The sequence below is a fragment of the Maribacter luteocoastalis genome (assembly GCF_048890225.1).
Taxonomy (GTDB): domain Bacteria; phylum Bacteroidota; class Bacteroidia; order Flavobacteriales; family Flavobacteriaceae; genus Maribacter; species Maribacter luteocoastalis.
Map to the genome: position 1 here is coordinate 63,681 of NZ_JBMFZG010000001.1, position 19,606 is coordinate 83,286.

A 19,606-nucleotide genomic window follows, 5' to 3' on the forward strand; every position below is an offset into this window, starting at 1 on the left:
TCTAAAAAAATTGTAATGAAAATATATTTTACTTTCATACTGCTATCGCTATGTCTAGTGGGTAGTGCACAAAACATAAACGATGTATTGCGTTATAGCAATGAGAATATTCAGGGTACAGCACGCTTTCAATCAATGGGAGGCGCTTTTGGCGCACTTGGAGGCGATCTTTCTTCCTTAAATGTGAACCCAGCCGGTTCCGCTGTCTTTAATAACAGCCTTATTACCATTTCTGGGACAAATTATTTTCGGGACAATGATGCAAATTACTTTGGTACACTAAACAATACAACACTCAGTGATGTTGATTTTAACCAGATCGGCGGTGCCTTTGTTTTTAGAAGCACGGATAGTAATTCTGAATGGAAAAAATTTACCCTGGCGTTCAACTACGATGTAGTAGAAAATTTTGATAATGAATTTTACGCTTCAGGTACCAGTAACCAAGGAATCGATAATTACTTTTTAAACTTCTCACAAGGTGTTCCTTTTGGCTCAATCCTTTTACAGGATGGCGAATATATTGAAGATGCCTATTTAGATATTGGAAGTAGTCAAGGATTTAGGGAACAACAGGCTTTCCTAGGTTATTATGGCGGCATATTAGACCCACAAAGTACCGGTGATAACAATACCGATTATTTTAGTAACGCTACCTACTCCAATGTTAATCAAGAATTTTCAAGAAGCACAGTTGGGTACAATAGTAAATTTACCTTAAATGCAGCATCACAGTACGGGGATAATCTGTACTTGGGAGCGTCATTAAACTTTCATGATGTACTTTACGACCAATATGATGAATTTACAGAAACGGGTTACGCTACAGAATCAGAAATACAAAGAACCACGTTTGACAATTTTCTTAGATCACAAGGAAGCGGGTTTTCCTTTAGTCTAGGAGCCATTGCCAAACTTAATGAAAATGTAAGATTGGGAGGTAGTTACCAATCCCCTACCTGGTATAGGCTAACCGATGATTTCTCTCAACGTATTAATTCTGACCTCGCCGATCAAGATATTGATTTCATCAATTTCAACGTTGTTAATTTATTTGATACCTACACTATTAAGACTCCAGCAAAATTAACTGGAAGCATAGCCCTTATATTTGGCAAAAACGGATTAATAAGTTTTGATTATGGATATCAGGATTTTTCAAATGCTGAATTAAGACCTAAAAATGATGTCAATTTTCAAAATGTTAATTCGCTAATTTCCAATGAACTAAGCGGTGTGTCTTCTTTTAGATTGGGAGGGGAATATAGAATTAAGATGTTTAGTTTAAGGGCTGGCTATCGTTTTGAACAAAGCCCATATGCCAATGGTAATACTATAGAAGATTTAAATGGTATTTCAACAGGTATAGGATTTAATTTTGGCGGAAGCAAATTAGACTTCGCTATAAATAGCACAGAGCAAAATGTTAACGAGCGTTTATTTAGTACGGGCATTACAACACCTGCTATGGTAAATAGAATAAACACCAATGCTACCCTAACCTATACTTTGAATTTTTAGAAAAATATAGATTTAAAAAAGAAGACCGCTATTCAGCGGTCTTCTTTTATCTCTTTAATGTAAAATGTGTTTTTCTTGTTTTAGCAACCAGCAGCCCAGCATCATCTTCTTCATATTCAAATCTAAACCAGTAATCCGTTGACGGCATTGGTCTTCCATTAAAAGTACCATCCCAACCTCCTATAGAATTCAATTGTTTTAACAACTTACCATAACGGTCAAAAATAAAGACCACTGGGTTCGATAGGGTCTCTATTCCCTTAATATTCCATAAATCATTAATACCATCAGCGTTTGGTGTGAAAAATTTTGGATAGGCCACCACTAAAAATTCAATTGGCTCGGTAGTTCCACATCCGTTTTTGTCATTTATGATTACCGTGTTCAGACCAGGAGGAATATTTAAAAATATGGGATTGTCTTGAAAGGCCCCACCATTAACAGAAAACTCATAATCACTATTTCCTGCCACTATAAACTCTACATTATTGGCATCTGGATCTATTGCAAGATTAGTATCTAAAATATCCACACTATCCAAAATGGGCACTCCGTAAAATGTTATTAAAATTCCACCAACATCGGCAACGGTGGGTGGGGTACCTGAAACGGTTGTTATTGTGGCAAAATATCTTCCAGAATTGGGGCTCGACACCACTAACTCTGCGCCAAAAGGTCCAGAACCGGCCAAAGTAGCATCTACGGTACCGTCATTTTCATAATCAACTGTCCATTCTACAGAAGCAATATCGCTACCAGCGGGTGAACTTAAAGCACTCAAGGTAATATCAGGATCATTTTCACAAGCATCAATATCAAAACCTAAAAATTCATCCCGTAAGGTACAGTCCAATGCCGTATTTTGATTATCCTGCACAGAACTTCCAGTAAAGGTCAACATATAGGGTTCGGGATTACCATCAAAATTAGTATTGAAATTATTTATCAAGATATAATATATCTCACCTGGCTGTACATCTAACCATTCATCATAGGTATTTTGACTACCTATCAAAAATGGTGCACCCTCCTGTCCGTTTTCTGGATTAACCCCAACACCCGTAAAGTTCGTATTGTTTACCTCGTAATTACATCGTATAGGTTCAGATAAGCCATCACCAATAATAGTACAAAAGTTTTGTCCACCAGTTTCCTCATAAGGTCCATAAACTGCAAAATCCCATTCTGCCGTAGGATTACTATTACCCCCTGTTGGCAAAGCTTCAATGTCAAAACCAACTTGACCGCCTGTACCTGCCCTAAATACAAACCAAGAAGTATTGTTTTCTATATTGGCAGAACTTACGCTACCTTTCTCCAAACAACCCGTTTGCCTAATTAGCTCAGGGTCAAAATCATCTATATCCCCCGCCCCATCTGCCAGACCCATTATTGGTTGATCGGCACAAACAGGAATAGCGGTTCTACAATCCGGTGAGTTCTGGGCGTTACTATTCCAAGCAAAAAGAAACAAACAATAGAATACACAAATAAGTGTTCGCATAGAATATGGGGCTATTTACATACTTTAACGTATATAATAACTTGGTTCGTGTTAGTTTAGTATTCTTTATAGAATTTTTATGTATGTAATCGATGAAATACCTTTGTAACTTAATCTGAAAATCAATTTTATCGCTTGATACTGAAGTGGTTGTTGATATATTTTGCGGTAACTGTACCCCCTTCACTATCTGCATAGGTTAGTTTAAACCAATAATCGGCAGCAGGAAGTAGCACTCCATTAATAGTTCCGTTCCAACCTGGATCATTTTCACGCAATTGATATAGTAACTTTCCAAATCTATCATAAATATGAACTACTGGATTATGTAATACACTCATGCCGCCAACTGTCCAAAAGTCGTTTACACCATCTCCATTGGGTGTAAAAAATTTGGGAAAACCAACAATTACAATATCTTCTGAAATAGAACCACAACCATTTACATCACTAACCGTTACCGTATGTGCTCCTGGAGAAAGATTATAAAATATTGATTCTTTCTGCGAAGGATTACCATCCAGTTGGTATTCAAGTTCCCCAACCCTTTCTACAATCACCTCAACTGTATTTGCATTATCCTGATATGATATTTCAACATCAGTTATAACAGGTTGACCAGAAAAGACTACAGTAACAGAACGTTCTGTTGTGCAATTCTGACTTCCAAAGGTATTTGAGACGTTTAAGGTATAGGTGCCTTCCTGTGTTACCGTTATTTGTGATGATGTTTGTCCTGAATCCCAAGAATAACTATAATTAGGATTTGGAATTCGTTCACCAATAGTAGCAATGGGAGTATCTTCACAGATATAAACTGAAGTAGCAAAATTAAGTCCAGGAACCTCCAGTCCATTAATCTCAAATGATTTGGAAACATCAAAACATTTCTGATTTTGTACCGATGTTGTCCTGACAAATATTGTTTGGGAAGCCATGGTTGGTATGAACACATCTGGCAATGCATTTATATTATTAATGGCATCATCCAAAGAACTATAAAAATTTACTTGAAACTCATTCGCACTTTGTACTCCTAGTGCTTCCAATCTTTTAGTGGTAAAATCTATAGGTGCACCCTCCAAACAGACCAATTCATCACTTATTTGCGCTGTAGTTGGTACTGGTGAAAAAGCAACTTGCACCTCGCTAATAGTATTATCCCCTGTAGGCATAATTACCAAAACCCTGTACATTGCCGAAACTGCAACAGTCAAAATGGAACTGTTCTCTGCAGGAATTTGTTGGTAACCATTGCCAATATCCAAAAACCATTCATAATCAATGGCTCCCAACGTAGTAGCATCTAAGACCACATTATCATCATCGCAGGCAGCTATTGGCGGACCCAATAGGTTATTTATAATTGAACAATCCAGTGCTGTATTGGGAAACTCAATAAAAATACTTCCGGAAAACTGGATAGAAAAACCAGAATTATTATTACTGAAATTATTTATAAAAAGATAGTAATCCTCCCCAGATTCTACATCCAACCAATCATCATATTGGAAATTATCTGCACCTGTAGGGTCTACCCCAAAACCTGTATACGTATTGTTATCAGAATTATCAAAATAATTGCATCTTATAGGATCTCCAAGGGTATTACAATCACTTGCCCTGTATAAGGCAAAATCCCAATCTTCCGAAATATCAAAACCAATGTTAATTCCCAATTGTCCTCTTTCACCTGTCCTAAAACGATACCAAGCGGAATTAGACTCAATAGGTGCCGTTGCCTGTGCAATACACCCTGTAACAGAAGAACCATAAAAATCATCTATACCATAGCCATTGGTCCCCCCATTTATTGGAGTATTATAACAAATAGGGACAGCATTCGAACAATCTGGCGATACCTGTGCCTTTAGGTTTAAAAAACCAGTTAAAAAAAGTATGGCAAAAGCAACACTAAATCGTGTCATAGTGATTTTATGATTTGTAAAACTAAAAATAAGACCAGCCCAGCCTTAACACTAATTTATGTTGTGTAAAACCCCTGAAGTGCTATAAAGTGCCACATATTGTATATCTTTGACGCCACTTTTAGATAATATAAAATGAAAATAGAGGGTACATTGGAAGATCATTTTGAGCAGTTGGGAGATGACCACATTTCCTCATCTGAAGAAACCCCATTACGTAAAGATGCTTTTGTTTTAGGTGATGATGAAAAAATTGAAAGAATAAAAGACAACGTTCGTGAAATAATGTTGACTCTTGGTCTAGATTTGGAGGATGATAGCTTAAAAGGCACACCGAATAGAGTTGCAAAAATGTTCGTAAAAGAGATTTTTGGTGGACTGCACCCAGATAGAAAACCAAAGTCCTCTACTTTTGACAACAAGTACAAGTATGGTGAAATGCTTGTTGAAAAAAACATAACATTATACTCAACTTGCGAACACCACCTTTTACCCATAGTAGGCCGAGCTCACGTAGCCTACATATCTAATGGAACTGTTGTGGGTTTGTCCAAAATGAACCGTATTGTAGATTATTTTGCAAAAAGACCACAAGTGCAAGAAAGACTAAACATACAAATTGTAAGAGAGCTACAAAACGTATTAGGAACAAAAGACGTAGCTTGTGTCATTGATGCCAAACATCTTTGTGTGAACTCTAGAGGAATAAGGGATATTGAAAGTAGTACTGTTACTGCAGAATATGGTGGTAAATTTAAGGAAGAAGCAGTACGAAAAGAATTCTTGGAGTACATTAACATGGATACTAATTTCTAATTATCTCCTTTATAATGCAATTGCACGAACAACAAACCCTAAAAGTACACAATTCCCTTACCGGCAAAAAAGAAGTTTTCACTCCGTTAAATGAGGGCCACATAGGTATGTATGTCTGTGGGCCAACAGTGTACAGTAATGTACACTTGGGCAATTGCCGCACGTTCATGTCCTTTGACATGATATTTAGGTACTTTCGCCATTTAGGATATAAAGTTCGCTATGTTAGAAACATTACCGATGCTGGCCATTTGGTAGATGACGCCGAGGATGGTGAAGATAAAATTGCAAAAAAAGCCCGTTTAGAACAGTTGGAACCTATGGAGGTTGTTCAACGCTACACGGTTGACTTTCATAATATTTTGGAGAAATTTAATTTTCTGCCACCTAGCATAGAACCTACCGCAACTGGTCATATCATAGAACAGATTGAGATTATCAAGGAAATTCTAGAGAAAGGATATGCATATGAAATTAATGGTTCAGTCTATTTTGATGTTGTAAAATTCAATGAATCCAATGACTATGGAAAATTAAGTGGCCGTAAGTTAGAGGATATGATTGCAAACACACGCGAACTTACCGCCCAAGATGAAAAGAAAAGCCCGCAAGATTTTGCACTTTGGAAAAAAGCCGAACCGCAACACATAATGCGTTGGCCTTCTCCTTGGGGAGATGGTTTTCCAGGGTGGCATTTAGAGTGTACAGCCATGAGTACCAAATATTTAGGTGAGACTTTTGATATTCACGGTGGTGGCATGGACCTGAAATTTCCACACCATGAATGTGAAATTGCCCAAGCCGAAGCGTGTAACGGAAAAACTCCTGTTAGATATTGGCTACATGCCAACATGTTAACACTTAACGGGAAAAAAATGGCCAAATCAACAGGGAACAGTATTCTTCCCGGAGAGATTTTTTCTGGTGACAATGCTGTTTTAAGTAAACCGTTCTCCCCTTCTTTGGTCCGTTTTTTTATGATGCAGGCCCATTACACAAGCATTCTAGATATTAGTAATGATGCATTACTAGCTTCCGAAAAAGGTTTCAACAAACTAATGGAAGCAATCAACACTTTAAAATCCTTACACACAGGTTCTGCTACAGATTTTGATGTAGTTGGTTGGAGGCAATCGTGTTATGATGCCATGAACGATGACTTCAATAGTCCAATTCTCATTGCTAAATTATTCGATGCCGTAAAACATATCAACCTTATTAAAGAAGGAACCGAAAGTATTACGGAAGTTGACAAAGCTCTTCTAATAGAAACCATAGCTAGTTTTGTTTTTGACGTTTTAGGTTTGGAAAACAAAAGTAGTTCCGATGCCGATACGGAGAAGTTAGGCGGTGTTGTAGAGTTATTGATCAATCTTAGAAAGGAAGCTAGAGAGAACAAGGATTTTTCTACATCTGATAAAATACGAGACCAATTGGCAGCTTTGGGAATTCAACTTAAAGACGGAAAAGAAGGTACAACCTACAGTTTATAACACTAATCTGTGAATTTCAGCTTTTGTATTTTTGACTGATATTCACCTGGCGACAGATGATGTCTTGTTTTAAATACCCTATTAAAGTAGGATCTACTTTCAAAACCACATTGCATGTAAATATCCTTAATGGTTGTTTCTGGATTTCGCAATAAACCTACCGCGAGTTTTATACGTTCGTTATTAATGAACTCAATTGGGGAAATACCTAATTCCGTTTTAAAGACTCTATGAAAATGGGAAGGGCTCATACAAGCTTTTCTACTTAGAGATTCCACATCCAAGGACTCATATAAATGCTCTCGAATATAGCGTACAACATGGGACAAGCGGTTATCACTACTTATGGCAATTGTAGAATTCGTATAAATTTTGCGCTCATTGGTTTGTAATATTCTAATAATTAGCTCGCGTAACATATTATCAACAAAAAAGTCCTTAGACGGATGATCTTCAGAAAATAAAAACAGTAATCGCTGTAATATTTGAAAAATACCCTGGTCGTTTACAAAATGGAAATTATAATCCATTAACCCCCATTGCCTTTTATCATCCTTAGGCATACTTTCATTCATGAACTGTAATACATTTTTGATTTTTTCCTCTGATATGGCCATGGCCAAACAACGGGTAGGATTTTTGGTTTTTGCCTCAGGAAAATCTATACACATGGTTTCATTAGCCGGTAAAACCAAAGATTCTCCCGGTAAAAAATTAAAGGATTCATAATCTCGTAAATGCATAATTTTCTTGCCTTGTATCATACTGGCCAATACTGGTTGTTCAAATTTCAGTAAAACCTTCTCCGCTTGTTGGTGTGTCTCAAAAACATGCATAGCAGCATTCTTTAAGGTATAGGACGTTTGGTTCTCAACCATGGTCTCTAACTTTCTCCCTTTTAAAAAATCATTGGACAACTGTATCATATTCTATGATGTATCATTAATCTATCTGTATGATTAAGAAATTTACAAAATATTAGTCGAATAAAAATCATATTCACAAATAATGATAGGATTGTTCATGTTATTAATAGTATAGGTCAGTTTATTGATAATCAGGTATGTTACTTTTAGAAGAGTGAAAAAAATTCACAATAAACTAATATAAACCCTTAAAAGGAAACAATATGGGCAATACCGCGACTGTGGTGCAAGATGTGCTACAAAAACCTAAATTTAAGAACCAATATGAAAACTTTATTGGTGGTAAATGGACAAGTCCTGTAAAAGGCGAATATTTTGAGAATAGCTCTCCTGTAGATGGAAAATCTTTTACAAAAATACCAAGATCAACGTCAGAAGATATTGAAAAAGCGATAGATGCTGCATGGGAAGCAGCACCTTCCTGGAACAGTTCCTCGGCTACCGAGCGTAGTAATGTGCTGTTAAAAATAGCGGACAGAATGGAGCAAAATCTCGAAGTATTGGCTAGAGCAGAAACATGGGATAATGGTAAGGCTATCAGAGAGACGAGAGCAGCCGATTTACCCTTGGCCATTGACCACTTCCGTTATTTCGCTGGGGTTATAAGGGCAGAAGAAGGTTCGGTAAGCGAATTGGACAATAATACAGTTGCCCTAAACGTAACTGAACCACTTGGTGTAGTTGGACAAATAATTCCTTGGAATTTTCCTATCCTCATGGCTGTTTGGAAATTAGCACCTGCATTGGCCGCAGGAAACTGTGTGGTGTTAAAACCGGCTGAACAGACACCTGTAGGAATCTTAATTCTTATGGAAATAATTGAGGATATACTTCCTGCTGGAGTATTGAACATTGTTAATGGGTTTGGGGTAGAAGCTGGAAAACCTCTTGCTTCCAACCCAAGAATAAATAAAATTGCTTTTACCGGTGAAACCACTACGGGTCAATTAATAATGCAATATGCTTCCAAAAATATAACTCCCGTAACCTTGGAACTGGGAGGTAAGTCTCCAAATATTTTCTTTGAAAGTATTATGGAGGCCGATGATGAATTTTTTGACAAATGCATAGAAGGCGCAAATATGTTTGCCCTTAACCAGGGTGAAGTGTGTACCTGCCCTTCCCGTATGTTAGTTCAGGAAAGCATTTTTGAGAAATTCATGGAAAGGGTTTTAGAAAGAACAAAGGCTATAAGAATGGGACACCCCTTAGACCCAAACACTATGATGGGCGCCCAAGCCTCTAATGACCAATTTGAAAAAATACTTAGCTATATAGAAATTGGAAAAGAAGAAGGTTGTGAGGTACTTGCCGGTGGCGGACAAGCTTATAATGAAGGTCTGGAAGGTGGTTACTACATTCAACCAACTGTATTAAAGGGGAATAATAAAATGCGTGTTTTCCAAGAGGAAATTTTTGGGCCTGTGGTATGTGTCACCACTTTTAAAGATGAGGCCGAAGCAATAGAAATCGCAAATGATACCTTATATGGGCTAGGTGCGGGAGTTTGGACAAGGGACACACATCAAGCCTATAAGATTTCCAGGGCCATAAAAGCTGGTCGGGTTTGGGTAAACTGTTATCACCTTTATCCTGCACATGCCCCATTTGGCGGTTATAAAAAATCAGGAATTGGAAGGGAAAACCATAAGATGATGTTATCACATTACCGCCAAACCAAAAACATGCTTATTTCTTACGATAAGAATGCCATGGGCTTCTTTTAAAAATAAATTTATGAAAACGAAAAGGGTGTTGGTAAGTGATGACGCAGCCATTGTTATTAGAAAATTGAAAGAAACTCACGGAAAGTTAATGTTTCATCAAAGTGGCGGTTGCTGTGATGGCTCCGCACCAATGTGTTTTCCAAAGGGTGAGCTACTATTAGACGACAATGATATTTGGCTAGGCAGCATTGAGGGGTGTGACTTTCATATTTCTAAAGATCAGTTTGAATACTGGAAACACACCCAATTAACCATTGATGTAACCCCTGGCAGGGGCGCTAGCTTTTCCTTGGAAATACCCCTTGGTCTTCGTTTTATTATTAAGTCTAGACTTTTTACACCAACTGAAGCAGAACAATTAGAACCTGTTAGGGTTGGGGAATAAAAAAGAAATAAACAATTGAGGCTGTCTAAAAATCCTATTTTGTTGTCTGTTCGAGCGCAGTCGAGAACTATAAGCCTTTGATTTTTAATAAATCTCGACTGCGCTCGATATGACAATAGTGCTAATTTTAGGTTTTTAAGACAGCCTCCTTTCTTTGACTTCAATTCTACTAAATATAGTAACTTAGTATGTGTAAAAAAGTATTTTGAAAATCAGTATTAAAAAAATTCTAATAGCACCATTTATCTTCCTCGTGCGTTTCTACCAAACGGTAATTTCACCATATACACCAGCCACATGTAGGTATTCACCAACATGTTCGCAATACACTTTGGAGGCACTTAAAAAATATGGCTTGTTTAAAGGCGGCTGGCTGGCCTTAAAACGAATATTCAGCTGTAATCCTTGGGGCGGCAAAGGATATGACCCTGTTCCTTAAATTTAAAAATCAGTAATCAGTTTCGATTAAAAAATCTTTGCTATTTACTTATCTTAGCTCTTCAAAATAAAAAATATGCACTTCTTAGGAATTACCTGGAATCCCAACGAGACATTATTCAACATTGGTTTTGTTCAAATAAAATACTACAATCTTCTATGGATTATAGCATTTGCGTTAGGATGGTATCTCATGAAAAAAATATTTACCCATGAGAAAAAGTCTATAGAACAATTAGATTCCCTATTTATTCATACGGTATTGGGTACAATGTTAGGCGCCAGATTAGGTCATGTATTTTTCTATGATTGGCCCTATTACAAGAATCATTTGGCTGAAATACTTTTACCAATTAGGGAAAGTGATACCGGTAGTTTACTTTTTGGTCTTATTGATGGTTATGAATTTACTGGTTTTACTGGCCTCGCTAGTCACGGCGCTACTATAGGTGTCATTGTAGGAATGTATTTATACACCCGCAAATACCCTGAGTTTAGTTTATTATGGATTTTAGACCGTATGGTAGTTCCATTTTCAATTGGTGCATTTTGTGTCCGCTTGGGCAATTTCTTCAATTCAGAAATCAATGGTAAGGTAGTGGATGAGTCTTTTATTTTTGCCACTCGATTTATTCGCGATTCAGATGATTTACATCCATCTAAAGCATTAGGTATCACCAAGGAAAAGACCTTGAATGCAGCCTACGATGCCATAGAGAATAATCCAGAGTTCTCCCAATACCTAGCTGAGATTCCTTATCGTCATCCAGCGCAATTATATGAAGGGGTGTGCTATATTTTCGTGTTTATCCTATTGTATTTTCTATATTGGAAAACCGACAAAAAGAACAAATCTGGTTACTTGTTAGGATTGTTTTTAGTATTACTATGGACCATAAGATTTTTTGTAGAATTTGTAAAGAAAAGCCAAGGTGGTTTTGAGGAGTCCCTAGGGCTCCTTTCAACAGGACAATGGCTAAGTATCCCGTTTATTCTAATTGGTCTTTATTTAATGTTTAAACCTGTTAAAAAGGCGTAACATAAGAAAATTCCATGAAATATCTAAAATTGTTTTACGCATCTCTTTTCTGCGTATTTGTGGTTGCCAGCTGTAAGCAAGAAACTAAAAAGGTAATTAAAACAGAGCCTGTAAGTTTTACCAAAGAAGGTACGCTACAGATATTTAAAAAAGAAACAGATTCTTTACGAGCTAACCTGGATATTGAAATTGCTGAAACCGATTATGAAACCCAAACGGGACTTATGTATCGCAAAGGAATGGAAACCAAACAAGGAATGCTTTTTATTTTTCCAAAGGTAAGCATGCATTCATTTTATATGAAGAACACTGAGTTTCCCCTCGATATTATTTTCATAGATGAGCATCTAAAAATTGCCAGTTTCCAGAAAAACGCACAACCTTTAAATGAACGTGGATTATCTTCTTTGGTACCCGTTAAATATGTTCTTGAAATTAACGCTGGACTTTCAGATAATTGGTCATTGGAAGTTGGTGATACCGTTGAATTCGTCAGAAATTGATATATGGACTATTTGCTGGAAGGAGAAGAAACAGCCAGATTATTATTTAGAAAAGTACTTCCTTCAGATTACGATTCCTGGCTACCTTTTCATCAGGAACCTAAAAGCACCCAATATTGGGATGGTACTCAACCTAATCCAGAAGCAGCATGCGAAGAACAGTTCACAAACATTTTTCTTCGCCATAAAAACAAAACTGGCGGCATGAATGCCCTAATCCTTAAAGAACATAATGTTTTGGTAGGATTATGTGGACTTTTAGTCCAAGAAGTCGATGGCTCCAAGGAATTAGAAATAGGGTATTCTATATTACCAAAATATTGGGGACTTGGCTTTGCTACAGAAGCGGCGATGAAATATAAAGAAGTTACCAAACAAAATAAATGGGCCTCACATCTTATCTCGATTATTCAAATTGATAATTCTCCCTCACAGCGAGTAGCAGAAAAGAATGGAATGAAGATTGAAAAAACCACTTCATACAAAAACAATACGGTACATATTTTTAGAATAGATTTAGCATGATTACACATTGGGCAATTTTCACTGACAACAATTCCCATAAAAAGGATTTTATAGACTCTATTTTAAAAGGTGTAAATCCTCATTTTGAACAATTAAACACAAAAAAAGGGGCATTATTTTCTCCGATTAGTCTTTATAAATTTATTGATGAAGAAGAACGACATGAACATAAATTTCTGGTAAATTCTAATCAACCACTAAAAAGCTTATCCAGCGGGGAACAGAAGAAGGCTTTACTCTATTACATTATAAAGAGTAATCCAGATTACATCATATTAGATAATCCATTTGACAATTTAGATATTGACTTTCAACAAGAATTAAAAGTCATGTTCCTAAAATATTCGAATCAAATTTGTTTCGTTCAATTGGTAAGTAGAAAAGATGATCTACTTCCCTTTATTACGAATTTTGGAACATTAAAACAACACGTTTTTACCAATCAAATAGATTCGAAAAATACTGAAGGCAATAAAGATGAAAATTCAAAAATCATCCTTAGCGGCCCAATTCCTAAAGCTTTGGAAACCATTGAAATTAAGGATGACATCTTGGTTAAATTTAAAGATGTTTCTGTTGCCTATGGAAATAAGAAAATTGTAAACCATATTGATTGGACGGTAAAAAAAAGGGAATTTTGGCAACTTATTGGAAAAAATGGCTCTGGAAAAACAACCTTACTTTCTATGATTACCGGGGACAATCCTAAGGGTTACGGACAAGATTTATTTTTGTTTGGACAAAAAAAAGGAACTGGTGAGAGCGTTTGGGATATTAAAAAAAAATTGGGTTATTTTACCCCTGCTATGACCGACAAATTTACGGGAAGACACTCTGTAGAAAATATGCTTATTTCCGGACTTACAGATTCCATTGGTCTTTATATTAAACCCACCGAGGCACAATTAAAAATCATAAAGGAATGGCTGATGTTAGTGGGCTTATGGGATAAAAGAAACGCGTTATTTAGGGAAATTTCCCTTGGCCAAAAGCGATTAATAATGACTGTTAGGGCCATGGTAAAGCATCCGCCACTACTTATTTTAGATGAACCTACTACAGGCATGGATGATATATCTGCTCGAATTTTAGTTGCACTTACAAACAAAATTGCCAAAGAAACACAGACCACTATAATTTTTGTTTCACATAGAAAAGAACCAGGACTGGAACCCAAGAAAATATTCGAGCTAAAAACCACCCAACAAGGCTCCTATGGGTCTATCCAAAATCTTTAAACTAAAAAGGGGCCACAGTTTTATCTGTGGCCCCTTTTTAGTTTATTAATTGTTCCTTAATTGGAACCTTTTGTAATCTTTTTACTCAATGCATCATACATAATTGGTGTTGCAATAAATACTGAAGAATAGGTACCAATAATTACACCTATTATCATTGCGAACATAAATCCTCTTAAGGATTCACCACCAAAAACAAAGATAGCCAATAGCACTACCAAGGTAGTCAACGAGGTATTCAAGGTTCTACCCAATGTACTGTTTATAGCAGAATTAATATTCTCCCCGCCTTTCCAACCGCGCTCGGCAATAATCTCACGAATACGGTCAAACACAACCACGGTATCATTCAACGAGTAACCAATTACAGTAAGTATGGCCGCTATGAACGCTTGGTCAATTTCCATGTTAAATGGCATGATTTTACCAAGAATTGAGAATACACCCAACACAATTAACACATCATGAAAAACCGCTACCACTGCACCTAATGAAAACTGCCATCTTCTAAATCTTATAAGTATGTACAGGAACACCACGGCTAAAGAACCTAAAATTGCTAAAAATGCATTGTTCTTAATATCATCTGCAATAGTTGGTCCAACCTTAACAGATTGCATTATACCTAAAGCCTTATCATCGCTACCCACCACAAACGCATCTTTTGAGATACCATCTGGCAAGTACTTTTGCAAACTAGTATATAATTTATCTTGAATTTCATTGTCAACCTCTACACCCTCAACATCTACCTTGTATGGTGTCGTAATCTTAATTTGGTTGGCATCACCATATGTTTTCACATTAGTTCCACTACCAAAAACGGTATTTAATTCTGAAGCAATCTCCGATGGGTTCACTTGTTGTTCAAAACGAACGGTATAAGAACGTCCTCCAACGAAATCCACACCTTGTTGTAAACCTGGTCCAAAAAACAATGAGAACAAACCAATAGCGACCAAAATACCAGATATCACATAAGCTATCTTTCTTTTTATCAAGAAATCGATATTCATATTCTTGAATAGCCCTTTGGTAACACTTGTAGAGAAATCCAAAGACCTTCCCTTTCCACCAATGTACCAATCAACCAACAATCTAGTAATGAAAATAGCTGTGAACAAAGATGTAAGAATACCTATCAATAATGTGGTGGCAAATCCCTTAATTGGTCCAGAACCAAATACAAAAAGAATAATTGCTGTTAAACCTGTCGTAATATTCGCATCTAAGATGGAAGAAAGTGCATTACCAAAACCATCTGCCACAGCTTGACTTTTACCCTTACCCTTGGCCAATTCTTCCTTGATTCTCTCAAAAATAAGGACGTTCGCATCAACAGACATACCTATGGTCAAAACGATACCTGCAATACCAGGTAAGGTCAATACAGCGTTTAAACTTGTAAGAACACCAAATATCAATAAGATATTCAACAATAAAGCGATATCTGCAAAAGCTCCTGCTTTACCATAGTAAACAATCATCCACAATAAAACAATTGCCATAGCAATGATAAAGGACATAAAACCACTATCAATTGCTTCCTGCCCTAAAGACGGACCTACAATTTCCGATTGAATGATCTCAGCAGAAGCAGGTAATTTACCAGCTCTTAATACATTAGAAATATCCTTTGTTTCGTTTACTGTAAAATTCCCGGTGATTTCTGACCTACCACCAGATATTGGACCGGATGAAACACCAGGAGCCGTATACACTCTGTTATCAAGAACAATAGCAATACCCGTTTGATTGGCATAGGCATCACCTGTTAATTTCTCCCATTCCTTAGCTCCTTTTGTATTCATGGTCATGGATACTGCTGGCTTACTAAATTGGTCAAAATCCGCTCTAGCATCACTCACTACATCCCCACTAATTCTTGGAGTACCCTCACGGTTAGATTTCAATGCATATAAATCAATAACCTCTATCTCTTCTGAAGACGGTCTCTCCCAAACGAATTTGGTAAATTGAATATCCGCTGGCAACAACCTTCTAATTTCTGGCATTCTTAAATAAGAACCAATGGTGGCCGTATCCTTTATAGCAGCACGAAACATTGCGTTGGTTCCCGGATTTGCAGGAATCAATAGCTCATACAATGGATTTACCTGAGTAGCCAAATCCAAAGAATCCGCAGAAACATCAGATAAAAGGGAATCCAATTCAGTTTCCTCTTTAACTTGTTCTGGTTTTTCAACCTTAACAATTTCCTTTAATTTTTCATTTGCTTGAATTAGGAAAGTACTAAAGCTTGTATTGCTTTGCTTGTAGGTTTCCCAAAATTCTAATTGTGCGGTACTTGACAGTAAATCTTGCGCACGGGCAATATCCCTTGCTCCTGGCAATTCAACCAAAATACGTCCAGAATTACCTTCTCGTTGTATATTGGGCTGTGTAACCCCAAAACCATCAATACGCTCACGGAGTACTTCGAATGCAGAAACGATAGACTCATCTATCTTTCTTCTAATGATAGGTTTTACCTCATCGTCTGTCATTTGAAAGTTTACTTCATCACTTAAGCCCTTATTGGCAAATATATCAGGAGAAGCCAGTTTTGTCTCGCCTTTGATATTGTCAAATGCCTCAAAGAACAAATCAATATAAGTATCGTCACTATTTTTAGACGCAACATCAGCATCAGCCAATGCTTTATTGAAAACAGGATTTTTAGTATTGTTCGCTAGACCTTTAAGAATATCCTTTACAGATATCTGAAGTGTTACGTTGATACCCCCTTTTAGGTCAAGCCCTTTATTAAGCTCTTTCTTTTTGGCTTCATCATAATTGGTATACCCTAAAACGGTATTACCACCAATAGAATCCAAGTAACTCGCCTCTAAGAGTTCTCTTTTGGAAACATAATCGTCTTCTGCCTCAGAAATACGGCTAGCGGCGAATGTTGCCGCTTCTTTTTCTACTTTACTTGTAATGAAAGTATAGGATAGCTGGTAGATACTAACTAACCCAAATAATAAAGCAAAAAGCTTTATAAGTCCTTTGTTCTGCATTTTAGTGATTATTTAATTTATGTTGATTAAGATAATGTGTGATTCAAAAAATTAGGACAAATTACCTTTACGCAAAGTAATTACATTCCATCAAAAAAATTTCATTGAAAATTAGCTATTCCGATGTGAATAGGGCCCTGCCCTTACTTCTGGAATATTCTGTGAAGTATTATCTATTGCAATCGCAATGTTTTTATTTATCCTGAAGGAAACATTTACAATAGCAGCTTGTTCAAGAACTATTGCATTACTAAAACGGTGAATTAGGGGATTGAAAAATGTATTAAAATCCTGTTTTTGTACTAAAACCAGATTTCCATTTAAACTCAACCCGTTATTAGCTTTCTGTTGCAGGTCTGATACTACTAAATTGTATTTTTCAGGAAGCGGTTCTTTTGGAAGTTCGAAAGGAACTTCGCCTTCATAAGCTAAAGAATGTTGGTTATCTTGAGTTAGAAACTCCTTAACGCTCAGTGCATCGACATCACTATAATAGCGAATGCTTACTTGTTTAGCATCATTTTCTACAATTTCAATAGCATCAATACCTAAAATTTGTAATTTTTTGGTAATTGCTGTCAAAACTTCATCATGAGCCGTTTCAGAAGCTAATTCTACCTCAGTAAATTTTAATAAAATTTGCTGATTAGACGCTTTTGTTTGCTCTTGACTAAGCCCTAATAGGGATAGAATAATAAGTAAGGTACTTATGCACCATTTTGCATTCATGCGGCAAATATAAAAAGAAAGATTATACTAGGTAGTTTATTTTCCACAATATATAGCTGATGCCTATCACCTTATAAAAAGAAAACCTTTACAGTTGAACTGTAAAGGTTTTCCATTATACATAGCTGTATCTAAATTATAGCTCTAAAAGTCCGTTGGTTTTTGAAACTCCTTCGGCACTTTCTTGCATCTTATTCTTTTCGGCATCACTTAAAGGAATATCAACAATTTTCTCAATTCCATTTTTACCCAAGATTACCGGCACACCTATACAAATATCGTTCAAACCATATTCACCCTCTAATAAAGTAGAACAAGGGAACATTTTCTTTTGGTCACAAGCAATTGCCTGAACTAAGGCAGACACCGCTGCCCCGGGTGCATACCATGCACTTGTGCCAAGCAATTTGGTTAATGTAGCACCACCCACTTTTGTATCTTCCGCTACTTGTTGTAATCTTTCCTCAGACAAAAATTCAGATACTTTGATACTATTTCTTGTTGCATGGGAGGTTAAGGGAACCATTCCAGTATCACTGTGACCACCAATTACCATACCATCAATATCGGAAATTGGAGCCTCCATTGCTTCAGCTAACCTATACTTAAAACGTGCACTATCCAAGGCACCACCCATACCAATAATTCTGTTTTTTGGTAAACTTGTGGTCTTATGAACCAAATAGGTCATGGTGTCCATAGGGTTGCTGACCACAATAATAATCACATTTGGAGAATACTCAATTAAGCTGCTAGATACATTTTTTACGATACCCGCGTTAATGCCGATAAGCTCTTCCCTTGTCATTCCTGGCTTCCTTGGAATGCCTGAAGTAATAACTGCAATGTCACTATTGGCGGTTTTTGAATAATCGTTGGTACTTCCTGTTATTTTAGTATCAAAACCATTAAGCGATGCAGTTTGCATCAAATCCATCGCCTTACCTTCTGCATATCCTTCCTTAATATCCAAAATAACCACTTCTGAGGCAAATTCCTTTATGGCAATATATTCTGCACAACTTGCTCCCACTGCTCCTGCACCAACTACTGTAACTTTCATCTATTATTTATTTTTATGAATTAATGTTTAAATATAATTTCATTTTGTAAAAAAGAAAATGTTTCCAAAAATAGGTATTTATTGATAAAATATTGGGAAAGAAAGCATGAATATAACATCCAATTTTTGATATAAAATGCATTGTTATTTATAGAAAGAAGTTAAAAAAATATACCATTCAACGAAGAAATAGAGAATTATTAACCATACATCGAATTTTAATAATAAGAAGTTATACCCTTGCGTTGTATGTTTTTGGATCCCAAATCCAGTAAAACCTACTTTACAATGAAAAAGTTCCTCTCCCTAATGGCTATCTGTGCCATTATTTTTTCGGCTAACTGTTCCCGAATAGAACAGAACAATGACCCTATCATTGGTATATGGTTTAAAGCAGATTCGTTTACTACAGATAATACCTCTAAATCCAACTTACGCAAAGAATGGATTTTTAACGACGTTTATTTAGGCAGATATCATGAAATTAACGATAACAAAATTACTCTAAAAACAGATTTTAAATGGTCCGCGCAGGATGGTGTTTATACAATTGAGTACAGTGGTTTAGAAAACAAACCAAGTCAAGTATTGAGAATTGTAGAAACCAAGGAAGGCATTGTTCTTGAACAAGCAGACGGCAACTATCTTGCTATAAGGGAATAACAATTTTTACAGGGCCATGGGTAAGGGCCTATCTGGAGTAATCTGGACGGGCCCTTCATTTTTGTATAATACACTGTTTATAGAAACT

Annotated in this window: 17 protein-coding genes; 11 read left to right on the forward strand and 6 right to left on the reverse strand. The window is 36.5% G+C overall.

The window, feature by feature from the left end; all coding sequences use genetic code 11:
* Positions 1-15 precede the first annotated feature (15 nt).
* Positions 16-1,521: an OmpP1/FadL family transporter gene (locus tag ACOCEA_RS00285; protein ID WP_420754195.1), complete on the forward strand. Its 1,506-nt coding sequence runs from the start codon at positions 16-18 to the stop codon at positions 1,519-1,521.
* 46 nt (positions 1,522-1,567) lie between these two features.
* On the opposite strand, the gene ACOCEA_RS00290 is transcribed toward ACOCEA_RS00285, so the two are convergent.
* Both ACOCEA_RS00290 and ACOCEA_RS00295 read right to left on the reverse strand, forming a co-directional pair.
* The gene (locus ACOCEA_RS00290; protein ID WP_420754196.1) at positions 1,568-3,025 is read right to left on the reverse strand and encodes a T9SS type B sorting domain-containing protein; all 1,458 of its coding nucleotides are present in this window, start codon (positions 3,023-3,025) and stop codon (positions 1,568-1,570) included.
* 128 nt (positions 3,026-3,153) lie between these two features.
* Entirely contained in the window at positions 3,154-4,953 is a 1,800-nt protein-coding gene (locus ACOCEA_RS00295) for a T9SS type B sorting domain-containing protein (protein WP_420754197.1), read from the reverse strand.
* A 135-nt stretch (positions 4,954-5,088) separates the two neighbouring features.
* On the opposite strand from ACOCEA_RS00295, the gene folE reads away from it, so the two are divergent.
* Together folE and cysS are read left to right on the forward strand one after the other, a co-directional pair.
* On the forward strand, positions 5,089-5,769 hold the full coding sequence (gene folE, locus ACOCEA_RS00300; protein WP_420754198.1) for a GTP cyclohydrolase I FolE: 681 nt from the start codon (positions 5,089-5,091) through the stop codon (positions 5,767-5,769).
* A gap of 14 nt (positions 5,770-5,783) precedes the next feature.
* Positions 5,784-7,262, forward strand: coding sequence for a cysteine--tRNA ligase (cysS, locus tag ACOCEA_RS00305; protein ID WP_420754199.1), 1,479 nt, complete (start codon positions 5,784-5,786; stop codon positions 7,260-7,262).
* A gap of 2 nt (positions 7,263-7,264) precedes the next feature.
* Here the strand turns inward: cysS and ACOCEA_RS00310 are convergent, their stop codons facing one another.
* Entirely contained in the window at positions 7,265-8,188 is a 924-nt protein-coding gene (locus ACOCEA_RS00310) for an AraC family transcriptional regulator (RefSeq protein ID WP_420754200.1), read from the reverse strand.
* A gap of 203 nt (positions 8,189-8,391) precedes the next feature.
* On the opposite strand from ACOCEA_RS00310, the gene exaC reads away from it, so the two are divergent.
* The 7 genes from exaC to ACOCEA_RS00345 all read left to right on the forward strand — a co-directional run bounded on the left by exaC (position 8,392) and on the right by ACOCEA_RS00345 (position 14,043).
* On the forward strand, positions 8,392-9,915 hold the full coding sequence (gene exaC / locus ACOCEA_RS00315) for an acetaldehyde dehydrogenase ExaC (protein ID WP_420754201.1): 1,524 nt from the start codon (positions 8,392-8,394) through the stop codon (positions 9,913-9,915).
* Positions 9,916-9,925: 10 nt separating this feature from the next.
* Positions 9,926-10,300 carry a DUF779 domain-containing protein gene (locus tag ACOCEA_RS00320; protein WP_420754202.1) on the forward strand — a complete coding sequence of 125 codons (375 nt, stop codon included), beginning with the start codon at positions 9,926-9,928 and terminating at the stop codon, positions 10,298-10,300.
* 217 nt (positions 10,301-10,517) lie between these two features.
* A complete protein-coding gene (gene yidD, locus ACOCEA_RS00325; RefSeq protein ID WP_420755022.1) occupies positions 10,518-10,739 on the forward strand; it encodes a membrane protein insertion efficiency factor YidD in 222 nt (73 codons plus the stop codon).
* A 75-nt stretch (positions 10,740-10,814) separates the two neighbouring features.
* Positions 10,815-11,777: a prolipoprotein diacylglyceryl transferase gene (lgt, locus tag ACOCEA_RS00330; protein WP_420754203.1), complete on the forward strand. Its 963-nt coding sequence runs from the start codon at positions 10,815-10,817 to the stop codon at positions 11,775-11,777.
* A gap of 14 nt (positions 11,778-11,791) precedes the next feature.
* A complete protein-coding gene (locus ACOCEA_RS00335) occupies positions 11,792-12,280 on the forward strand; it encodes a DUF192 domain-containing protein (RefSeq protein ID WP_420754204.1) in 489 nt (162 codons plus the stop codon).
* Between the two features lie 3 nt (positions 12,281-12,283).
* Positions 12,284-12,805 (forward strand): GNAT family N-acetyltransferase, encoded by a 522-nt coding sequence (locus ACOCEA_RS00340; protein WP_420754205.1) that lies wholly within the window; start codon positions 12,284-12,286, stop codon positions 12,803-12,805.
* Positions 12,802-14,043, forward strand: coding sequence for an ATP-binding cassette domain-containing protein (locus ACOCEA_RS00345; RefSeq protein WP_420754206.1), 1,242 nt, complete (start codon positions 12,802-12,804; stop codon positions 14,041-14,043). The genes ACOCEA_RS00340 and ACOCEA_RS00345 overlap by 4 nt, the downstream gene beginning before the upstream one ends.
* Before the next feature lie 56 nt (positions 14,044-14,099).
* Here ACOCEA_RS00345 and secDF read toward each other — a convergent pair whose 3' ends face one another.
* From secDF to mdh, 3 genes are all read right to left on the reverse strand, one after another.
* A complete protein-coding gene (gene secDF, locus ACOCEA_RS00350) occupies positions 14,100-17,063 on the reverse strand; it encodes a protein translocase subunit SecDF (protein WP_420754207.1) in 2,964 nt (987 codons plus the stop codon).
* A gap of 111 nt (positions 17,064-17,174) precedes the next feature.
* On the reverse strand, positions 17,175-17,792 hold the full coding sequence (locus ACOCEA_RS00355; protein WP_420754208.1) for a hypothetical protein: 618 nt from the start codon (positions 17,790-17,792) through the stop codon (positions 17,175-17,177).
* A 136-nt stretch (positions 17,793-17,928) separates the two neighbouring features.
* Positions 17,929-18,855, reverse strand: coding sequence for a malate dehydrogenase (gene mdh / locus ACOCEA_RS00360; protein WP_420754209.1), 927 nt, complete (start codon positions 18,853-18,855; stop codon positions 17,929-17,931).
* 288 nt (positions 18,856-19,143) lie between these two features.
* Between mdh and ACOCEA_RS00365 the strand changes: the two genes are divergently transcribed.
* On the forward strand, positions 19,144-19,518 hold the full coding sequence (locus tag ACOCEA_RS00365) for a hypothetical protein (RefSeq protein WP_420754210.1): 375 nt from the start codon (positions 19,144-19,146) through the stop codon (positions 19,516-19,518).
* Positions 19,519-19,606: the final 88 nt, after the last annotated feature.

Excerpts from the sequence above, each read along its gene's own strand:
- ACOCEA_RS00285 (WP_420754195.1), top strand. The coding sequence starts at position 16 with ATGAAAATATATTTTACTTTCATACTGCTATCGCTATGTCTAGTGGGT.
- ACOCEA_RS00335 (WP_420754204.1), top strand. The coding sequence starts at position 11,792 with ATGAAATATCTAAAATTGTTTTACGCATCTCTTTTCTGCGTATTTGTG.
- lgt (WP_420754203.1), top strand. The coding sequence starts at position 10,815 with ATGCACTTCTTAGGAATTACCTGGAATCCCAACGAGACATTATTCAAC.
- mdh (WP_420754209.1), bottom strand. The coding sequence starts at position 18,855 with ATGAAAGTTACAGTAGTTGGTGCAGGAGCAGTGGGAGCAAGTTGTGCA.
- ACOCEA_RS00295 (WP_420754197.1), bottom strand. The coding sequence starts at position 4,953 with ATGACACGATTTAGTGTTGCTTTTGCCATACTTTTTTTAACTGGTTTT.
- secDF (WP_420754207.1), bottom strand. The coding sequence starts at position 17,063 with ATGCAGAACAAAGGACTTATAAAGCTTTTTGCTTTATTATTTGGGTTA.
- ACOCEA_RS00345 (WP_420754206.1), top strand. The coding sequence starts at position 12,802 with ATGATTACACATTGGGCAATTTTCACTGACAACAATTCCCATAAAAAG.
- ACOCEA_RS00320 (WP_420754202.1), top strand. The coding sequence starts at position 9,926 with ATGAAAACGAAAAGGGTGTTGGTAAGTGATGACGCAGCCATTGTTATT.
- ACOCEA_RS00355 (WP_420754208.1), bottom strand. The coding sequence starts at position 17,792 with ATGAATGCAAAATGGTGCATAAGTACCTTACTTATTATTCTATCCCTA.
- cysS (WP_420754199.1), top strand. The coding sequence starts at position 5,784 with ATGCAATTGCACGAACAACAAACCCTAAAAGTACACAATTCCCTTACC.
- exaC (WP_420754201.1), top strand. The coding sequence starts at position 8,392 with ATGGGCAATACCGCGACTGTGGTGCAAGATGTGCTACAAAAACCTAAA.
- ACOCEA_RS00290 (WP_420754196.1), bottom strand. The coding sequence starts at position 3,025 with ATGCGAACACTTATTTGTGTATTCTATTGTTTGTTTCTTTTTGCTTGG.
- ACOCEA_RS00310 (WP_420754200.1), bottom strand. The coding sequence starts at position 8,188 with ATGATACAGTTGTCCAATGATTTTTTAAAAGGGAGAAAGTTAGAGACC.
- ACOCEA_RS00365 (WP_420754210.1), top strand. The coding sequence starts at position 19,144 with ATGAAAAAGTTCCTCTCCCTAATGGCTATCTGTGCCATTATTTTTTCG.
- folE (WP_420754198.1), top strand. The coding sequence starts at position 5,089 with ATGAAAATAGAGGGTACATTGGAAGATCATTTTGAGCAGTTGGGAGAT.
- ACOCEA_RS00340 (WP_420754205.1), top strand. The coding sequence starts at position 12,284 with ATGGACTATTTGCTGGAAGGAGAAGAAACAGCCAGATTATTATTTAGA.